We start from the raw sequence: 19662 nt of genomic DNA, 5'->3' as shown, positions 1-19662 counted from the left end.
GAGCTGTTTTGCTGGGACTGAAACGTCGTCAGTTCAGGGCCTCAGGCGATCGAACGGAATTTGATAGCAATGTTAAATGTAGCGATTATGTGCTTGTTCACGGTGTTGGAAATGCTTACGATGAGTGTCGTATAAGTTGCCCAGCCCCCCTTGAATGAAATGCATCCGTCGGGCTGGTTGTGTCTCACCCATTAAAACACCAAGGCAATCAGAAATGAGACTCCACTTAGCAGGACTTGCCGTTCTTCTCGCGTCGACCTTGACTAGTGCACCGCTAAGGGCTGAGGTGGGGGCTAGTCACCTCACCGTTAGTCAGTGGGTTGCGCCTTCGAAGGCGGAAACGTTGACGGGGCGAGTCATTCTGCCGTCGGTCAATGGGGAAGCAAAGGCGGTCGCCGACGCAAAAATCACCCTGCTTGATAACGATGGAAACGTGTTGCGAGGCACCTCCAACGACGCTGGCGAATTTGCGATTGAAAATGTCAAGCCTGGCGTTTACTCGTTAACCGCGAAGGCCAAGGACGTGTTTGCATGCTTTGCAACGCATGTGCTTGATGCGGAAACCACTGCTGGCACCCACTTCCCCGGCGAACTGGAAATCGCAGCTGCGAACATCGATTTCACGATGGTGAAGATGGCGGTGACTCGCTATTTGCCAGCCAAGCTATCGGGCTCGGTGGTTTCTTTGCCGACCGAAAAGTTAAGCGAAGTATCTGAGCGAGTTTGCAACGATCATTTTCTCCGTGTCATGCAGAGCGATGGTGGGATGAATGGCATGCTTCGTCTTGCCGGTGCGAATGGCTCGGTGTTGGATGCCGCAAATCTAACGAACGTATTCATCGTGAAGGACGGTAAGACAATCGCGCGAGCCGTGACGGATGAAACCGGCAATTTTCGCGTGGATGCACTCGCCGCGGACGAGTATTCGCTGCTTGCTGTGGGAGCCGCCGGGGTTGGCTTGGTAGGGTTTGAGTTGGTCGATGAAGCCCAGCAAAAAGCGGCAAAGGGCGACGACAAGCAGAAATTAATTGGTCTCCATGGCCACGGTGCTCCCTACTGCAATTACTTTGAAATGCAAGTGGCGCCGTGTCCCGAAGTGATCCATTGTGTCGAGGAAGAGGTGATCGTTGAGGAAGAGATCGTCGTTGAAGAAGAGATCGTGGCCGATGGCTACGGTACGCCTCTTGATGGTTGCTGCAGCTCAGGCGGTGGTTATGGCGGCGGTGGCGGTGGAGGCCATGGCGGCTTGGGTGGCATTGCGGCTCTAGCGGGAATCGGTGGTCTGATCGCAGTCGCATTGGACGATGATGATGATGACAAAGATCACAAGATCAAACCGCCCCATGCGATCAGCCCGATCAAGCACGATTCGTCGTATTACGGGTCGTACAATTATCAATCCAACCCATATCAATCCAGCTCGTATCAATCCAGCCCATACGGCTTTTAAGAAACCTCGTTCCCGAACGCGTTTTTTGCGAGCGGAACGGAAAATTTAATCGATCCAATGGATCCTCAAACCACGGTCTCGGCCGTGGTTTTTTCATGCCCCCATGCAACGAGCCTTGCCACGCCCAAGAAACGCTGGCAATCGAAATAGGCCTTGCCTGCCGCCACCGGATTACGGGACCCGCGAATGTTGATATGATGTGGCTCCCGCCGTTGAGTTGCGTCAGCGAAAATAGGCTGAGGCTTTCCAACCCTCACTTTCTTGATTTCCTTCACGAGATGTCTCATGTCAGCTGTGGATAACCCCATGAACGAGCAAGTCGCCCAGAAAGCAACGGAGGCTCGGGATCAACTGAACGAGCACACCTTAAAAACCGTTCATTGGCATTTCAGCGACGACACCGGCAGCCCCTTTTGGCTCGAGAAAAAGCGGGAGTTGAATTTTGATCCGTTGACCGAGATCAAATCGTTTGACGACTTGAAAAAGTTTCCACTCTTTGAAGACGATTGGCTTCGCGGCGGGCCGATTCGTCGCTGGGTTCCCCAGGGACACGCGGGCAAACCGGTCTATGTTTTTGAGACGGGCGGGACCACGGGAGTTCCTAAAAGCCGGATGGTGATCGAGGATCACTGGAAGGACTACGAGTTATTCAGCGACACGCTTCCAGAGAAGTATTTCCCCAAAGGGGCGAATTGGTTGATGTTGGGCCCAAGCGGGCCTCGTCGCCTGCGTTTGGCGGTCGAGCATCTCGCCCAGCATCGTGAGGGAATCTGTTTTTGCATCGACCTCGACCCCCGCTGGGTCGTTAAGTTGATCAAGAAAGGTTGGATGGAACACCTCGAGGAATACAAGAAGCATTGCATCGATCAAGCCATCACGATTCTGACCGCAGGTCATGATGTAAAGTGCATGTTCGGGACTCCCAAGTTGATCGAGTCGCTTGGCGAAGCGCTTGAAGAGCGAGGCACCAGTCTCGCCGAGGTTGGTATCACCGGTATTTTTTCGGGAGGAACCGAGTTCACTCCCCAATGGACACGATTCTGTGTGGAGGAGTTGCTCGGCGGCCCACCGGAAGAGAGCGGTGTTTACATGACCCCCACCTACGGCAATACCTTGATGGGGCTGGCCTGTAGCAAACCGATCACGGCGGCCGATGGGTACAAGATTTCCTACTACGCTCCCCAACCGCGAGCGGCAACGGAAGTGGTTAGCTTCGATGACTACAACCAAGTCGTCCCTTTCGGAGCAACGGGACGGGTCAAGCTTTATACGCTGACCGATGAGTTCTTTGTGCCTGGATTTATGGAACGCGATGAAGGGGAGCGTGAAGCTCCGTTCGACCTTTATCCGTGGGATGGCGTCAGTGGCGTTCGCCCCTTTCATGAGCTCGCCGGTGCAACCACCGTGGGTGTTTACTAGTCAACGCCCGCGAGCTCGCCTTCGGTTATACGTTTTAAGTGGCGTGATCGTCGGTTTCTCAAGAAATCACAACTCGACGCGTCAGCGTGGGAACGAATCAAGATCGATTTTCTTTCGCTGACACTTCGGGTGATGAAAACACGCAATGTCAAATGTGACACGTGAGTTGCAGGAACACGTGAACTGCAGGAACACGTGAACTGCAGGAACACGTGAGTACGTTCACGCGAAATTCAAACCAAACGAAATCACCAAAAGTTCAAGCACATGATCACGCTCAGTCCATTGCGTTGGGGAAAACCGTACGAGTCGCTCGATTCGAAGGAAGTCGTTCACTTTGATACTGGCGAGCCGATCGCTCGTGTCGGAACGGTGGGCAGCGGGATCGTCGGTCGCGATATGCGAAAATCGCATCTGGCACGCGAAGCGCTGTTGCAATTCTCAACCGATGATTTGATCGCGCGTTGCAAGAAGGCAGCACAGCTGTTTGAAACAAGTGATTTGAAGGTTGGGGACTCACTGCAAAGTGTCGATGACTTCGTGCATCAGCAATCGGCCAGTACGGGATTGCCCGAGCACATGTGCCGCTCGAACATGGCCAAGAACAGTTTCGTTCTCAGCCGGATGGGCGAGATCCTTGATTGCTTGACGCGAGGATTAGATCTTTCGATTCTGTCGCGTGGTTACGGCGAGGAAGGCCGTGGAGTGATTGTCAGCTATCAGGTGCAAACTCCTGTGCTGGGTGCCGTGCTTCCCAACAACTCCCCCGGCGTGCACACGCTGTGGTTGCCTGCGGTGGCATTGCAAATCGGTTTGGCACTCAAGCCGGGATCGCAAGAGCCTTGGACGCCATACCGTATGGTCTCTGCGTTTATGGCCGCGGGGATTCCCGCCGAAGCATTTTCGCTTTACCCCGGTGACCATGATGTCGGCGGGGCGATCATGGCCAAGACGTCACGCAGCATGATTTTTGGAAGTGCCCAAACGCTGGCTCAACATGCGGGCAATCCACGGGTGCAAGCGCATGGACCTGGGTTCTCGAAAATTTTGCTGGGCGACGATGTCGTCGACGATTGGGAAGATTATTTGGACTTGATGGTCGAAAGCGTGCTCAGCAATTCGGGCCGCAGCTGTATCAATTGCTCCGGCATTTGGGCGAGTCGGCACACGCGTGAAATCGGCGAAGCGATTGCCAAACGAATTGGTCCGGTGGACGTGCGTCCGCCTGCGGATCCCGACGCCCAACTCGCCGCATTCACGGTGCCGGCGATGGCGACGGGCACCTATGCGATGGTCCAACAAGATCTTGCCGAATCGGGCGTGACGGACTTGACGGCTGAGTTTGGTGAAAAGTTGATCGAGCGAGACCATTGCGCCTACTTGCGTCCGATGGTGGTGCTGGCTGATTCCCCCGATCGTCAAGTGGCTGCCAAGGAATACATGTTCCCCTTCGTGTCGGTGGTCGAGTGTCCGCAAGCGGAGATGTTGAACCGCATCGGCCCCACCTTGGTGGGCACCGTGTTAACGCGCGACAGCGATTTCATTAACGCCGCAGGCAATAGTGTCGATATCGATCGTTTGAACATCGGCCCGATTCCCACGAATCGGTTGAATTGGCTACAGCCGCATGAAGGAAACTTGATTGACTTTTTGTTCCGATCGCGTGCCTATCAAGTGGCAACTTAGGGGATTGTCGGTTGATGGTGACGACGGAATTATGATCGGCCACTCTACCGCTGAGCTATATTCGAGAGATAAGGATCTCTCATCTTGGCCAGCGAAACTGATATGACCGGCACATCCCCTCTCAATACGACTGCGCCTGCGGTGCAGGTGTTGCAGGACGCGACGTGCGCCGCTCCTCCGATTGAGATTGATTCCGGGCCGGAGCAAGAGCAATCGTTACAATCAGTCTCATCGAACGCGGCTTCCAAAAATCGTTTCACGCGTGACCCCCGCATTATTCCGGGATTGATCAGCACGATCCTGCATACTTTGTTGTTGATCGCCTTTGCGCTGTTCACACTGCCGCTGCAAACGAAGCAAACGTTTTCGCTGCGTGCTCGGCAAACCACGGCTTCGCCGGTCGTGCATTTAGAGCAGTTTCCTCAACAAGACGACCGCGCCACGACCGAGGCTTCGCTTGCCGAGCGGCCCACCTCGATCACCGTCGCCCCGGCGAAGCCGAATGCAATCACTTCGCCGCTAAGCCAGCCCAAGAGTTCCGCTTCGTCGCCGAGTGAAATGACATCGTCGTTCACCATCGCTAATGCGCGCGACGCGATGGAGTCACTCCGTCGGCTGCCCAGCGGCGGGGGGCTATTGGGGCGAACGTCACAGGGGCGCAAGCAGTTCGGCGAACGGTTTGGTGCGACAGCAGCAAGTGAGAATGCCGTTGAAAATGCACTGCAATGGCTTGCCAATCACCAGCGTCCCAACGGCTCGTGGTCGTTCAATCTCGAGCTCGATCCCTGCAATGGGCGATGTCGCCATAGCAAAGCATCGTCGGACGCCGCCACCCCGTCGACCGGTGCAACCGGCTTGGCATTACTTGCCTTTCTGGGGGCGGGGTACACCCACCAAACCGGCAAGTATGACAACGTCGTGCGCGATGGACTCTACTACCTGCGTACCGCCGCGGCCGATACGGAAACGGGCGTCGATTGGCAACAGGGCAGTATGTATGGTCATGGAATCGCGTTGATGGCGGTCGCCGAAGCACTCTACATGTCGCGGAACGAAAGTAACGAAAACGGCGACTCCGACTTACGTGAACTCGCCACGCTCGGCAAATGGTTTACCACCTATGCTCAGCATCCAAACGGTTCCTGGGGCTACCTGCCCGGAAAGCCAGGTGACACAACGCTAACGGGATGGCAGGTGTTGTCGTTGGTTGCAACGCGGCGAAACGGCATCCCGCTTTCCTACTCCACCCTCCCTAAGGCAAGGGACTTTATCCTTTCGACCTCGCCCGATTCGCAATACACCTTCGCCTACCAGAGCGACCGAAAGCCCGATGCAACCAACACCGCGATCGGGCTGACGATGTTGCTGTACTTGGGCAAACCGCCCAGCGAGTTACCGATGGACAGGGCGCTCACGGCGATGGCCAAGCGTGGTCCGTTGCTGACCAATGTCTACCACGACTACTACGGCACCCTAGCGCTGCATCATTCGCGTCATCCGGGCTGGACGCGTTGGAACACCCAACTTCGGGATCACCTTGTGCGCACGCAAGCGACCCGCGGCCACGAAGCGGGCAGTTGGCATTTCAAAGACGAATACGGCGATGTCGGTGGGCGGCTTTATACAACCGCAATGGCCGCCATGATTCTTGAAGTCTACTACCGGTACTTACCGTTGTATGCCGAGATCGAAGCCTTTCCGCTCTAAACCATTGGGCGAAAATGATTCGGTGCTCTGGGGGGCTCTCCGAGCGAAACTTCGCCCCGCTTCCTCGTCAACGTGGGACGCGGCACCGCACACCGGTTACGCCAGCAGCTAGCGTTCTGTCAGCTAGCGTTCTGTGGCAAATGACGTGGAATTCAAGCCATTGCTGCGTTGACCCGCACGTGCTCCGCCGTCGGGCGACCGTAGCGACATCAACATGAAGAATGCGTTAGATCAACGTGCGCGGGGGCTTGCGGCTTTATTCACGCGAATCGGGGCGACCGAACATCGTCGACTTGTCGATCGCGGTCGCCATGTTTTTTTCGGTTCCCCTACGAGCTTGGATTCCCCTGGCATCCGGAGCATCGCCTATACTGAGTGTTGGAGAGGTGATCGTGATTTTGGGATGCGTTTCAAACTCTCATTCAACCCATTTCGATTGACGTGAACAAACCGATGAATCTTTACAAACATATTCGGACGAGCGCATCGGAGGGGGTGCCCGTTGTATTCCTTGCCTCAACGAAGTTCCTTGATCGAGAATTGATTCAGCAGACGCAGCAAGAATTAATCGCGTACATCAAGTCAGCTAAACCGGCGCGGATGGTGATTAATTTCAAGGACGTCAATGCAATTTCATCAGAGTTCATTACCACCATGCTGCGCTGCAACGATTATGTGCAGAGCGAGAATGGCGAGTTGCGTCTTTGCAACATGAGCCCGATGGTGCGGATGGCATTTCAGGTCACGAATCTGGATGGAACCCTGCTGCAGATCATGGACTCGACTCCCAAAGCCATCTTGTCGTTCACCCCCAAGCCATCGTCACGTTAGCCGTCGAGCACGACGCTTCCATGTGACACACTTTCTCGTAGGATCGCCCGTGAAAGACCAGCACCGTATTCTCGTTGTCGACGATAGCGCGACACAGTTAACCCAGATTCGGATGCTCTTAGAATCTTCGGGTTACGAAGTCAGCGTCGCCTCCGATGGGGTGCAAGCACTGGCAAGTGTGAAAGAGCGTTTACCCGATTTGGTCCTCACGGACTTGCAAATGCCAAACATGGATGGTTTGGAGTTGGTGCGTGAGATCACGTTGCAACAATTGCCGGTTCCTGTGATCCTAACCACCGCTGCGGGCAGCGAATTGATCGCGGCCCAAGCGTTACATGCGGGAGCGGCCAGCTACGTTCCCAAAAGCGCGATCGCAACCATCTTGTTGCCGACGGTTCGACGGGTGCTTGAGTTGCAAGTATCCGCGCAAACCAACCAACTACTTGCGAGTTGCTTGCATCAAACGGAGGTGACTTGGGCGCTCGTCAATGACCAATCGCTGGTGCCGGATTTAATCGGTAGCGTGGAGTCAATCCTCAACCAAATGTCCGACTACGACCCCGGGCAACACATGCAGATTGCGATGGCGCTAGACGAAGCAATTGTCAACGCCATGGTGCATGGCAATCTTGAAATCGCCTCGGAACTCAAATGCATCGAAGACGGGCAACCGTATCTCGATAAGATCCAGGAGCGATTAGCCGACCCTGCTTACAGCAATCGTCGCGTACATTTTTCCTTGCGTGCGGACCGCCATGGGGCCGTCTTCACGATTCGCGATGAAGGTCCTGGGTTTAACTTGAGCGACGTTCCCGATCCCACCGACCCCAGCAATCTCGACAAAGAAGGGGGCCGTGGGTTGTTGTTGATCAATACGTTCATGGATGAGGTCAAGCACAACGAAAAAGGCAACGAAATCACGATGGTCAAGCTTTGCGTCAATGATTCGCCCGTCGAGCAGATGGACGAGCAGATGGACGAGGAGTCATCAATGTGAAGGACGGCCCCGCTCGGTGCATCTTGATGGTGGAAGACAATCGCGACGATGCGGAAGCGGTCCGTCGTTGGTTAGCACGAAGCGAAACGTCGTACGAATTGCAGGTCGTTGAAACACTAGGTGCCGCAATCAATGCGATTGGTGCACATGACTACGACCTGATCTTGCTGGATTTGAATCTCCCCGATTCGCATGGGCTTGAAGGTCTTGCCCAAATTCGTGCCGTCGCAGATGCATTGCCCATCGTTGTTTTTAGTGGCTATGCCGATCGGTCGATTGCCATTCTTGCGGTTCGTTCAGGAGCGGAAGATTATGTCTTGAAGGACGAAGTTTCCAGTCCCGAGCATCTTACCCGGCCACTCGATTTGGCGATTGAACGTTGCCGACGACAAACCGCGGAAAAGTCGCTGCTGGGCTTTCAAAATCAGCTTGCACTGGCGCATCGCATTCAACAAATGCTGTTGCCCAATCCGATGCAGCGTTTCGCAGAGGTGCAGTGGTGTGGCCGATGCGAACCGGCCGAGCAAGCCGGCGGCGACTTCTACGACCTAATGGAATTACCCGATGGACGGCTGGTATTCGTGATCGCCGATGTCAGCGGACATGGCTTGGTGCCGGCGATGGTGATGATGGAAACCCGAGCGATTCTGCGAGCGATGGCGATGACCTGTGACGATCCAGGAACGATTTTGAGCAACGCCAACAAAATTTTATGTCGCGATGTTCATCTGCGGTATTTCGTTACGATGTTTCTTGGTTTTTTGTCTCGTGAACGCCAGACGATTCAATACGCCAGCGCTGGACATCCCGGCTATTTGATTCGCCCCGACAAAACCGTGCGAGTGTTGTCCTCAATGGAACCGCCCTTGGGAATCCTCGAAACCATCACCTATCCGACTCATCAAGTGGCCAAGGAGTTTGCGGATTCCACCTTGCTATTGTTCACCGACGGCGTTCTTGATTCCATCTCGCCGGGCGGTTCGTACCATACGTTTGAAGAGGTCGTCGCTAAAGCGGCAGGTTGCATCACAGCGTCGCTGCAGGATGTGATCGACTGTTTGTTTGAAAACATCCACGGCATCGGCACCGAACGTGATGATTGCACGGCGTTACTACTCAGAGCGTCGAAGAAAAACGCCGAGGGTGTTGCTTGACCATGTGCTTGACCATCGCACTCCCGCTTGGATGTCGTGCATCGCAGCGCTCTCATGCCCCCCGATGCGTTTCACGAGCCAACGTCGCGTTACTGAACCGTCCTTCGCAATTTTCCCCAACTCCACCAGCACCACGGAGCCCTCGAGCGTCAAGGGAACCGCGAATGACACGGGAAAACATATTTCAAGTTGCTTGCGGCGTGCGACCGTGAATCTGCCTCTACGACCTGCTGTCGTAGTCATTTTCGAGCGATTTCTGATTCCGTTATCCGAAGGTCAATGAGCCACGGAACAGGCCCCGCGTCGCGTCAAAAGTAGCGTTTCGAGACCTTTGACGCGTCTCAGTCCTGCAATCGGCAATCCTTGTAGGCTGCTCTTGATCACTCGTTTCGCACTTGACTCTCCGGACAACGATGGAAACAATCGCTCGATTCCCCAACTCATTGCCGGTGGATAAACCTACCATGTTGAATGCCATGATCCATCTCCTAACCTTCGTGGCGTTTTCAGCGCATGGGGTGTTGGGCTGGTGTGATCTGCATCATCATCATGAGCATCGAACTCACGTTCACGATGAGTTGTGTCACAGTAAGGAATCAGAGTTCGGGTCGCTCACAAAGGTGGAATCTCTTTGCGGGCATTCACCTTTTTGCAACGAAACGGCGTGTGCGTTCAAGCTTGCGAAATTCATCGCGTCCCCAGATTTCACGGAAATCACAAGCTCTGGTTTTGCGAGTGACCGTCTCGAGTTTGCTGTGGAATCGAATGCGTCTCGCTATTGGGTGTCCAACGGCATCGATCGTTACACCACTGCGAAGTCGCGTTGCGCCCTGCTGCAATCCTGGCAGCTTTAATGGGACTCGCGTTAACCCGCGTTAATCTACGCTCAGCCACGGGTGAAATTGCCTTGGTTTGTCGCTTCACAAGCATGCCAGAATCCCAAGTCGGATGAGGCTTAAATGGAGCGGTGACTGCGCATTTTTATCGCTCGGCTGTCGCCTCCACACGCTCTAAAACTGTTTCGCTGCTGCGCGTAAGAAAGTCCGTTTGTCTCGGTCGCTGCGGCGTACGGTCCCCAATGCAATAACCCGATCTAAGGAATTCAGTATGACTAAGACTCTCAGACTCACTCAAACCTTCTTCGCCTTTGCCGTTTGTGGCGCTATGTCGCTTTCAGACGACCGGACCTTCGCTCAAGGCACCGGTCAAACCGCTCATGATCACAGCGGTCACGGGCACGCTGATCACGGGCACGCTGATCACGGGCATTCTGAACATGAGCACGCTGATCATGGGCATTCTGATCATGGGCACGCTGGCGAAGGCTTGGCATTCTATTTACCCGAGTGGAATTCGATGCACTTCGACGATGCCAACAAAGCGGCTCAACATGCTGCGACGCTCAAGCAACTCGGATGCGAGGTCAAGCAAGGCAGCCATGCGGGGCACATTGACGTGACCTTTCGCGCTGCGATGTGGAAAGAGCTGAAGGTGAAAGATCACAACATGGCTCAGCAATGGGCGACTTGGCTCTCCCAATCTGGCTTTGACGTATCACACAGCCACGCCGACCCGGCTTACTTCAGCGGCCCCGAAGCGGTGGAGTTTCGCATGCTGAACTGGAAAAAAACGCACGGTAACGGAGCGGCCAACGAACAACAATTCGTCACGGCGCTTCGCCAGATCGGTTGTGAAGTCCGTTTGAACTCCCATGATGGACATTCCGACATCGCCTACCGCGCGCCGACATGGCGAGCGGTCCACTTGGCCGATCCTATGGCGGCAGAGCAATTGATCGGTTGGCTCAATCAGAACGGTTTCGAGACACATCACTCGCGCTAACGACAAGCCTCTCTTCGCAGCTTGCCGCCGAGTGATCGGCGGCAAGTTGCGGCGTTCCAAGCGAGCCGCGATGAGGTGCATCGATCGCCTTAGTGGGCGACCGCGTCCAAACGCTCGCTGCCCGAATCCACGCTTTGCTGGCTTCGATTCGGATTGGGAAGGAAGGCATCGAGCCGTTCGACTTGCACCGTTTCGAGACAGAAGGTCAAACGGTGGTCGGGTTGCAATTCGCGTCGCAGAAAATCCATCATCAGCGTGGCGGATTCTTTTGGCGCGATCACCTCGATCCGAACTTGTGGATTCGGTTCCTCGGTTGCCAATTGCAATTGTTGGCGTCCTACGCCGTAGCAAGGGATTGACGTGTACCCGCTAGCACCGAGCCGTACCACATGGCGTTGGATTTGTTGCTCCAAATCGGGGTCGGTGATAATCGTCAGACGCTGGACCGTGCAAAGTCCCTTGCGTCGCGCTGATTGGGCGTGCCCCGCAAACGGCTGATGCGAGTCGAGTCCGACGACCGTGAAACGCAATCCTTGTTGTTCGAAGTCGTTTTCCATCTCGTGTAATTTATCCATCACGCTATGGTCAACGAGCTTCGTTTCCGACAGATCGAGTTCGACGTTCTTGCGTTCCACTAAGCCCACTCGCTCGATCTGGCGGCGGATGGGAATCCAGTTGCTGAACACCGCAGATTGGTAAGCGGTCAAATGCACCGTCGTTCCGTCGTCTTCGGTAACCGCGATCTCGGGTTTGAACAAGGCTCGCAGCGAGACGCCGTTTGCCAAGTGGATGACCGCCTTCGTCGCAATCCCGATCGCGATCCCAATCAGCAAATCAGTTGCCAACACCGATACTAGTGTGACGGTGAAAATGACAAGTTGTTCGCGTCCGATTCTCCACACATTCATGAACTCGCTGGGGTGGGCGAGACGGAAGCCGGTATAGATCAGCATCGCAGCGAGCGCGGCCATTGGGATGCGGTGCAGCACCATGGGGATCAATGCGACGCAGACCAATAGGAAAATTCCGTGCCAAAGATCTGCGAAACGCGTGCGAGCACCGTTGTCGATGTTCGCTTTACTTCGCACGATCTCGGAGATCATCGGTAGGCCACCAACAAACGCACAGCACAGGTTCCCAGCACCGACGGCGACCATGTCGCGGTCCATGCTGCTTTTGCGTTTCCAGGGGTCGATGATGTCGATCGCCTTCGCACTGAGCAACGACTCGAGACTGCCGATGATAAAGAACATGAACACCCATTTCCATGCTTTGGGTTGCTGTAACGCCGAGAAATCAGGGGCCGTCAAGGAATCGAACATGCCGAAAACGCGGTCTGGCATCGCAACGAGGTAGTTCTCGCCAAGTTGGTATTGGTGATTTTGAAGCGTGTAAGAATGCGGGTGCATCAGGTCGAATCCCATCCCCATCGGAATCGCAACGATCAACACGATTAACGGCGAGGGCAATACTTTTAGTCGAGGAAATTTGCCGATCACCACCGGCCACAAAAACATGATCAACACACTCGTCAATCCAATCGCGGCGATCGCCGGATTCGCGGACGCGATAAACGTCGGAATCTCCCTGAGCATCTCGATCGGGCCACCGGACGCGCTGACGCCTAGGGCAACTGGGATTTGCTTGGCGATAATGATCACCCCGATGGCCGCCAACATTCCGTGTACCGCAGAAATCGGGAAGAACTCGCCCAGAATCCCAGCCCGGAAAACGCCGAAGAAGATTTGCAGCACCGCCGCAGCAACCCCGACGGCCAATGCCGCTTGATAGGCGGTAACGTCACTTTCCGTCCACCCGCCCACCATGCCGTCGCCGCCAAATTCACCGATGCATCCAATCGCAATCACGATCAAACCGGCTGCGGGCCCTTTGATGGTTAGTTCCGAGTCGCTAATGAAGGTGGTTAGCAACGATCCGATAATCGCGGTGAAAATCCCCGCGATCGGCGGATACCCACTGGCGATCGAGATTCCCAGACACAACGGCAATGCGATCAAAAAGACGAGCAAACCGGAGATGAAATCGTATTTAAAGTACTTCGTAAATCCGCTGAGATTACCGCGTGGTTTTTCCAGGGAATCGGGAACCGAGTTGCTCATTGGGTTGGATCCTTAGCTTTAGAGGAGGCGAGTCGCTTGTTCGCCAAAGGCGTGACAATATTCGTAGCAGGCAGAGCGGACGTGGAGACTTCTACATGTGCTGGCGCGTGATCGGGAGAGTGATCCGCGTCTTCGGTCATTGGATTACCTTGGCGTTGTCGCGTGAGTTCTTTAGCGGCGTGGTACCGCGACGCAACGCCCGGTTGCGGAACCAATCCGCCACCAAGAATGAGCAAGCTCAGGATCAGCACGGCGACATTTTCGCTCAGCCGTGCATGCATCGGAATTAACGTTGGATTGTGCCGCCCGGTGAAGATGCGAAAGTAGGCCCATAAGACGGCGATCCCGTTGAGTGCCGCAGCGATTACCACCATCGTGCCGACCAAGGGGTAGACGTCCACGGCACCTTCGATCAGCAATTCCATGCCAACGAAACCGACCGTTGCGGGGAATCCGATCGACGCTAATCCCGTCAACAGGAAGAAACCTGAGAAGATGGGCATCTGGCGATACAAGCCGTGGTAATCCGCTAATGAAATACGCGAGATCCGTGACTCAATACTACGCAACGTGATTCCGAATCCCGTCAACGACAAGCCGACGGACAACCACAGGCATAATGCTCCGGTCAAACCGATCGGGGTGACCAATTCGAGGCCCACGAGCACCAACGACGATTGGCTAAGCAGGATGTAACAGAACATACGGCGTGCTTCGCGTTGCACCAACGCCATTCCTCCAGCGTAAACCGCTGTCACTAGCGACAGGATTGCAATGCTCTGCAACGCCCATGAAGGGGCGATCGGTAATACCAATCGCATCACGGCGTAGGCGCCAACCAACGGGGTCGTAAACAGGATCGCGGTCCCGAAGGTTCCTTTTTCGAATAGATCGGCGATCCACAGATGGAACGGGGCGATTCCACTACGCAGCAGCGCGGCGGCCGTTAACAACGCTCCCGGGATCAACGCGGCGGAGGAGGTCGCATCGACCCTCGATAACCACGCCCAACCGCTCACCATCAGGGCGACGAACAATCCCATGTGTAGGGTGTAGATGCGAGTGCATCGGCCACGTTGACGCAGTTCCAAATAGGGAGGGATCGTCGATGCCGCCAACAAAGCCACCAAGGTCCACGAGGTGCGGCAACTAAAGGTCGCCAACAACAACGATTCGGATACGAGCGCCAACTTCAAAGAAAAGCGAGGGGTTTTGGTTCGCAGCGTCGACATGATGGTGACCAAAAAGATCAACGCGGCCAACGGCAATTGGAATGCGCTGAGCTCATCGACGACAAAAATGTCGCGGTCGAATAACCAATCGAGAAACAACCAGTGATCGTGCGCTTCAAACGCGCCGATGATGACAAAGTCGATTAATTCCCCCACCGTCAACACAAACGTGATTGCACAGATCACGATGGCGTGGCGAAGCAGATTCTCTCGTTGGCCCATAAAGTGGATCCAGATCGCCCCGAGCAACGGGACGAGGATGGAGACTTCGATCCAAGGGAAGTGAAGTTCAGGCATGGAAGCCGGGTTCCTATCGTGAGGGGGTGTATTCGTGGGAGTCGCCATGCTGGGCCCCGTTTTCGCCGGGGCGATGATGCGACTCGATGTTGGTCTAGAACGCGGGGAAGTTAGGCCGCGCGTCCCGTCGATTCGGGATGCAATTCAATCTTGTCCGATTCGCGAGACTGATCGCGGGACAACCAATCTGTGGTGCGATGTTCCATCCGGTCACACCAACGAAACAGACTCATGAACGGCCGCACCACCCATTGGTCTAAGGCGATATCCATGAATCCACGCTCGAAGCCAAATCGATAAAACCAACCTTGCAAACTCACCGGGAGATATCGGGTCCAGGGCGATGAGCCTTCGGGGAGCCGCATCCCTATCGCGTTTTCAAGTTCGTTGTAATCACGCAGTAACGTCGGAGCACGCAACAATTGCATCGTTCGCAAACAAGCGTGACCGATGATGTGAATGAGCGCCAAATAACGCAGCCCGAGTCCAATTTCGACCACGATGATGCCAACCTGGGTCAAGGACGCGTAGGCCAACGAAACCTTGACGTCATTTTGCACGCGTGACATCAACGCCCCACAACCGGCGGAAACCAAACCCAGGGTAATGACCATCATTTGCAACAATAGCGAAGCCTCCAAAATCGGACTCACTCGCAACAACAGGTAGGCGCCCAAGTGGACCGACAACGCTCCGTAAAAAATTGCGCTCGACGGAGTCGGCCCTTCCATCGCTCGCGGCAACCAACCGGAAAATGGAAACAGTGCTGATTTACCCGCGGCCGCGATCAGCAGTAGCGTCCCGACCAACAACGCTTGTTGGGACGAGATTGCCGCGACCCCTTCGGGCCAGACGCCAGAACTCATCAAGCCGCCCAAATCGCCTTCACCCGTCATGCTGTGCATGGTGATCGCCGCGATCAAAAAGGCAGCGTCCGCCAAGCGATAGACCGACCAAACGCGTTGCCCGTTGCGAACCGGGTTTTTGCGTTCGTGGAAGTAGGCGACCAACAACGCCGAGGAAAGTCCAACCATTTCCCAGCCGACAAACAAGGTTTCAATCGTGCCCGCCAACGAGGAGGTGACCATCCCGCAGAAGAACATCGCATAGTAGAGAAAGAAACGCCCATAGCCCTCTTCGCGATGCAGGTAGCGGCGAGTGAACGCGCCCACGACACCGCACAAAACGCATGACAAAAGCAAGAAGGGGATGCTCAGTCGATCGAAGACAAATTTCAAATTAAAGTGAAACTCTTGCTCGGGAATCGTCACCCAATCGCCCAATTCCACCGGGACGTAACGCGTGTCCACAATCAACATCAAAGCGAGGATGATGATCCCAGGTACCATCGTGAACAGCACGGCGACTTGAGTGAGTCGCGAGATGTTTGCTTCGCTTAACGGGCGGTTCAACAACGCGGATAGCCCCAGGATCGCCAACAACATGGCGGGGCTCGCCACCACGACGGTGCCGAAAAATTGGAAAGCGGTATCAGTTAAGTTCATCAAAGGTTTCCTGTTGTCCTGGGGAGCGACAACTCGCTAGGCGTTTCAGTCTTCATGTCAGTCTCGGGAATCGCAGCACCACTCGAATCGGCTGCTGCGACGGTTAAGAAACGGTTTCCTTGGAAGCGGTTTCCTTGATTGATGCAAAATCGAGATGCCCTCGTTGACCTCGGTACCACTGGATCGACGAATCCACTTCCGCCAACTCCGTCGACTCCGGCACAAACGGTTCATACTTGCCTTTGACATATCGCAACAACGTCGATGTTTCGGGATCCAACAGGGCGACTTGGACCCAATTGCCTTTGACAAGTCGAGCAATCGCAGGGTTACCTTCGATCACCAAGTCCATCTTCTCCGGGGTCGTTTCGATCACAAAGAGATGTCGCAGCGGTTCGTGAATCTCGACCATTTGTTGCGACAAACCAGGACGTAGATCGCTGGCCGCTCCCGTCATGACACCCAACATCGAAGCGACGTTGTGTGGCAGTTTTGATCCACACCCGTAGCCTTCGGTGTCCACGGTCGAGAAGTAATACTCCAACGCGATCCCGGCACAAACCGGAATGGCGGCACCGAGAATTCGTGACAACACCGACACCTGCTCGTCATCGACGCTGGGATCATACGAAGTCAAGAACACGCGGCGATCGGCGAACAACCCTCGACTCCATTCACGTCGGCCGACAAAGGTCAACGCGTTGGTCGCATGGTTGTATTCGGGGCGGGCTTGCGACAAGTCTTCGCCTCGTTGTTCCACATGCTCAAGTGCTTGACGGGGTGTCAAATCCAACGGCGCCGACTCAAACCGTCTCGCTCGCTCGTGGGCAACGTTTGCTCGCGTTTCATTGACACTTTTCTCAATGCGTCGGAATAACGTTCGATGGCTGCGAGGGAGCAAGTCGAGGTCGTAATACTCGACGTTGTCACTACAGGTGTTGTGGTAGGCACCGACGAAACGGGTGTCTTCGGGGATTTCCAGCCCAAGCTGGGCCGTCAATCGTCGCACCCGTGGATCGTTCGCCATCATCGCAAACGCTCTCGCGTTGGGGCCGCCGCGTCCGCCGCTGCAAGCACCACAGTTGTAAGCGGATTCGTGTGGATTGTTCAAACTGGCCGAACCATGACCGAAGAAAACCAAGATTCGAGGGAAGTCGTCGACCACCCCGATGTCTTGTAGGATTCGCACGACGATTCCCGCCATCTCATCCAAGCTATAACCGAGCGCATCGGGCGTCGGTCCAGGCTCTGCCGATACGCGTTCAAGTTGCAATTCCGTTGCGGGCGGGCGAGTGAAGGTGCCAAATGACTTGCGGATTCGTGAGGTCAAGCCGGGCGCCAGGATCCGAGCGACCATCGGAAACGTCGCAATCGCTCCGAACACGCCGGTCACCCAGCCACCGATCATCGTGCGAGAACTGGCATGCACTTGGTGTGTCAATCGTCCAATCCGACGACGACGATTGGCCCGCCGTTGACTCACATCGATCGTCGAGAACATTGGTTCTTCGCGGACGTAATGCTGCGGGGTCAGGATCGCGGGACACAGCGGGCGAAAATGGGCGTGGTCCGCTCCCTGGTAATACATTGCCACGGCAAAGAAGCCAGCCGCTGACGCGGTTTCGCATTCCGGATCCACTTCTTCCAAATGTCGACGGAACGATTCCTCGCGATCATCGATACAGAAAATAGCGACGAACGAAGGTCGTTTGCCGTTACGACGATTTTTTTCGCGGCGATTCAGTTCGCGACGGCGCTGTGTATGGACAGCGATCGCGTTGAGCGCTGCGACTTGGTAATGTCGTTCATAAGCGCCATGCAAAATGCGGCGACGCTCCAATGACGAGAATGCCTCGATCTCTTCGACCAAGCACTTCCATTGGGGATCGGACATGTCGATCAATTGTTGCGGGGTCCAACCGCTGACTTGTGCTAATTGGAACACCGTATAAGTACGCTGTTCCATCGACGCCCCATGACGATGCGGCGAATGTTGTTCGGCTAACTTGTGAATCTGTGGCAAATCACGGGTGCCGAACTGTTGGTGTCCGACCTCCGCGATCGCATAACGTTCCAACATCAACCGAATTGCAAGGTATTCATTGAGCGTGCCTGCCGGGGTGTGGTTGGGTAACCAGGGAGCGCCCGACTCCACCTGCCAAATCATTCCCGCCCAACCTTTGAGCGCCAATAACGTTAAACCAATTTTGGAATCGAAGTCCGAGGGCTCCACGCCCAACGTTTCGAGTGACTTGGCAATCGATGCGAGCGGGTCGAACGGGCCATCTAAAATCGCTTGCAACTCATCAACGATCCCCTCCATCCAACTCGCTTTGACGGTCATGCGATGCAAGTACAATTTGGCGAACGCTCTAGCAAACCCTTCGTCACGATGGGGCAAGGACCAATTCGCAAAGCCTTGATCGAGGAAGCTACCGCAGAAACGGATCAGCACGTCGTTGACCAACGCGTCGGTATCGTCCCCGGTCGCGTCGAGCAACAACTCTCGGATCCGCAGCGGTGTCGAGTCGTTTGACGACGGTAGGCTCGTCGTGGAGACACCGGCGCGGCAAATTCGCCACAACAATTTCAGCACGAACGCTTCCCATTGAGCGTCGCTCCAAGACTGGATTTTGTCGCCTCCCGATTCGGCGATCAGCGTTTCGACGATCGGCGGCAATCGACTCGCAGTCGTACCTCGAAGCTGCTCCGAAGCATCGGCTTCGGACGTCGCGGCGGATGCCACCGGAGCGGACGGGTGAGATGCTAACTCGCGATCACGCATCACCCAGGCACGCGTTCGCTGGATCATTTGTTCACGACGGGGAGCTGAAATGTCATCGCGGAAATGACGCAGCATGTCCGTTTCCGCTAGCAGCCAACGCAGTTCGGCATCCGGGACCGAATGCAATGTCATCTGCAACATCGCCAATCGCAAGGTGTAACGCGTCCCGAAACTGGCGACCAATTCGTCTGCCTCTTCCTCGAGATGATCCATCAGAACTTGGCGCAGATCGTCGACGGAAATTCGGCCACGATTGAGCTCGTCTCGGTAACGTCCCTCGCTGAGGTAAGGTTCGCAACCATAAAGCTTTCCACCTTCAACGACCGCCTCATCAAAGGGCATCTCCTCGAACGAATGGAGCGTATTGTGGTGCACGAAGATGGAGATCGGACCTTGCGACGGCAGGTAATGAGCCGCATGCTCGATCGCCGATCGCAGCTTGTCTTGTCGATTGCTTGAATGATCGGTGGGGGCATCCTGGCTGGGGACAAGACTCGCGACGGCATCTTGCATGGACTGGCTCCTGGTCGAGGTGGGGACGATGTCAGGAGTGGAAGAGCAAGGGGGATGCCAAACCCAAAGTCGCGATCCTGTGGCTATCACTCAAACAGGGATATCACGCCGCAAAAAACCGCAG

At 55.3% G+C, this 19662-nt stretch carries 12 protein-coding genes; 8 read left to right on the top strand and 4 right to left on the bottom strand.

Annotated features, from left to right (window positions below; genetic code table 11):
- Nucleotides 1-214 precede the first annotated feature (214 nt).
- The 8 genes from Pla52o_RS27000 (at nucleotide 215) to Pla52o_RS17340 (ending at nucleotide 11086) form a co-directional block, all read left to right on the top strand.
- On the top strand, nucleotides 215-1450 hold the full coding sequence (locus Pla52o_RS27000; RefSeq protein WP_197169313.1) for a carboxypeptidase-like regulatory domain-containing protein: 1236 nt from the start codon (nucleotides 215-217) through the stop codon (nucleotides 1448-1450).
- Nucleotides 1451-1735: 285 nt separating this feature from the next.
- Nucleotides 1736-2869 (top strand): hypothetical protein, encoded by a 1134-nt coding sequence (locus Pla52o_RS17370; protein WP_146595889.1) that lies wholly within the window; start codon nucleotides 1736-1738, stop codon nucleotides 2867-2869.
- Between the two features lie 267 nt (nucleotides 2870-3136).
- Nucleotides 3137-4555 carry an aldehyde dehydrogenase family protein gene (locus Pla52o_RS17365; RefSeq protein WP_146595888.1) on the top strand — a complete coding sequence of 473 codons (1419 nt, stop codon included), beginning with the start codon at nucleotides 3137-3139 and terminating at the stop codon, nucleotides 4553-4555.
- A gap of 84 nt (nucleotides 4556-4639) precedes the next feature.
- Nucleotides 4640-6262, top strand: a complete 1623-nt coding sequence (locus Pla52o_RS17360) for a hypothetical protein (RefSeq protein WP_146595887.1) — start codon at nucleotides 4640-4642, stop codon at nucleotides 6260-6262.
- A 453-nt stretch (nucleotides 6263-6715) separates the two neighbouring features.
- Nucleotides 6716-7093: an STAS domain-containing protein gene (locus Pla52o_RS17355; RefSeq protein ID WP_146595886.1), complete on the top strand. Its 378-nt coding sequence runs from the start codon at nucleotides 6716-6718 to the stop codon at nucleotides 7091-7093.
- Between the two features lie 49 nt (nucleotides 7094-7142).
- Nucleotides 7143-8090, top strand: coding sequence for a response regulator (locus tag Pla52o_RS17350; protein WP_197169312.1), 948 nt, complete (start codon nucleotides 7143-7145; stop codon nucleotides 8088-8090).
- Nucleotides 8087-9244 carry a PP2C family protein-serine/threonine phosphatase gene (locus Pla52o_RS17345; RefSeq protein ID WP_146595884.1) on the top strand — a complete coding sequence of 386 codons (1158 nt, stop codon included), beginning with the start codon at nucleotides 8087-8089 and terminating at the stop codon, nucleotides 9242-9244. The genes Pla52o_RS17350 and Pla52o_RS17345 overlap by 4 nt, the downstream gene beginning before the upstream one ends.
- Before the next feature lie 1107 nt (nucleotides 9245-10351).
- A complete protein-coding gene (locus tag Pla52o_RS17340; protein WP_146595883.1) occupies nucleotides 10352-11086 on the top strand; it encodes a hypothetical protein in 735 nt (244 codons plus the stop codon).
- Between the two features lie 89 nt (nucleotides 11087-11175).
- Here the strand turns inward: Pla52o_RS17340 and Pla52o_RS17335 are convergent, their stop codons facing one another.
- From Pla52o_RS17335 to Pla52o_RS17320, 4 genes are all read right to left on the bottom strand, one after another.
- Nucleotides 11176-13206, bottom strand: coding sequence for a SulP family inorganic anion transporter (locus tag Pla52o_RS17335; protein WP_146595882.1), 2031 nt, complete (start codon nucleotides 13204-13206; stop codon nucleotides 11176-11178).
- A complete protein-coding gene (locus Pla52o_RS17330) occupies nucleotides 13203-14735 on the bottom strand; it encodes a proton-conducting transporter transmembrane domain-containing protein (protein WP_146595881.1) in 1533 nt (510 codons plus the stop codon). The genes Pla52o_RS17335 and Pla52o_RS17330 overlap by 4 nt, the downstream gene beginning before the upstream one ends.
- Nucleotides 14736-14845: 110 nt before the next feature.
- Entirely contained in the window at nucleotides 14846-16240 is a 1395-nt protein-coding gene (locus Pla52o_RS17325; RefSeq protein ID WP_146595880.1) for a proton-conducting transporter transmembrane domain-containing protein, read from the bottom strand.
- Nucleotides 16241-16343: 103 nt separating this feature from the next.
- Entirely contained in the window at nucleotides 16344-19538 is a 3195-nt protein-coding gene (locus Pla52o_RS17320; RefSeq protein ID WP_146595879.1) for a DUF2309 domain-containing protein, read from the bottom strand.
- Between the last annotated feature and the right edge of the window lie 124 nt (nucleotides 19539-19662).

Source organism: Novipirellula galeiformis (assembly GCF_007860095.1).
GTDB classification, from domain to species: domain Bacteria; phylum Planctomycetota; class Planctomycetia; order Pirellulales; family Pirellulaceae; genus Novipirellula; species Novipirellula galeiformis.
The sequence above is the reverse complement of the archived record's forward strand: the minus strand, read 5'-3'. Positions and strand labels throughout refer to the sequence as shown.